The sequence below is a fragment of the Polynucleobacter sp. MG-28-Ekke-A2 genome (assembly GCF_035012985.1).
GTDB lineage: Bacteria > Pseudomonadota > Gammaproteobacteria > Burkholderiales > Burkholderiaceae > Polynucleobacter.
Genome location: NZ_JAYGQU010000056.1, coordinates 1 through 920, shown reverse-complemented (window position 1 = coordinate 920; position 920 = coordinate 1). Strand labels below are relative to the sequence as shown.

The window sequence follows — 920 nt, the reverse complement described above, 5'->3', positions numbered from 1 at the left end:
TGAATCGCTACCAATATCCTAGACACTTCCCAACCTCGCTTGGTACTGCTCTTCAAATCTTACCGGAGAAAGTCCATTGTTGTAACTATGGCGCCTAACCGGGTTGTAAAACATTTCGATGTAATCAAAGATATCTTCTCTTGCTTTTGCTCTGCTGGCATAGGTTTTACGTTTGATCCGCTCCCGCTTGAGTAGTTGGAAAAAGCTCTCCACTACGGCATTGTCATGGCAGTTTCCGCGCCGACTCATACTTTGTGTGAGGTTATGTTCTTTTAAGAACGCTTGCCACTCGTAACTGGAAAATTGACTGCCTTGATCCGAGTGGATCATCACGGTTTGCTGGGGTTTGCGTTTCCATAAAGCCATCAGCAAAGCTGAGACTACGAGCTCCTTATCCATCCGTCCTTGCATCGACCAGCCTACAATCTGGCGGGAGAATAAATCCAAGACCACCGCCAGGTACAGCCAACCCTCATGCGTGCGGATATAAGTAATGTCCGTTACCCAGGTCTCATTGGGCTCTAAAACATCAAACTGCTGAGCCAGGTGATTGGGAGCGGCGACATGAGGCTTACCAGCATGATGCCGTGGTTTGCGCTTGTAACCTGTTTGAGAGCGTAGGCCTTGCGCCTTCATCAAGCGATACACCCGCTGCTCACCACAAGCAATCCCCAGGTCTTGCAGATCATCATGGATCTTGCGATAACCATAGATGGTGCCGCTTGCCAGCCACGCTTGCTTAATCTGGGTCACAATCATTTGGTTCTCACACGCTCGAGACGAGAGTGGCTCTTTAAGCCAGGCGTAATAGCCACTGTGGTGGACTCGTAAAACCTTGCACATGGTGCGGATGGCATGCTCATGCTGGTGCTTTTTGATGAAGGCGTACTTTAACCGGACTCCTTGGCAAAGTACGCGGC

General features: G+C 49.8%; 1 protein-coding gene. It reads right to left on the bottom strand.

Features of this window, described 5'->3' with window-relative positions; genetic code table 11:
- Nucleotides 1-18: 18 nt before the first annotated feature.
- Nucleotides 19-920: IS3 family transposase (locus VC188_RS11895; protein ID WP_323484104.1), on the bottom strand; the 902-nt coding region annotated here is incomplete at its 5' end.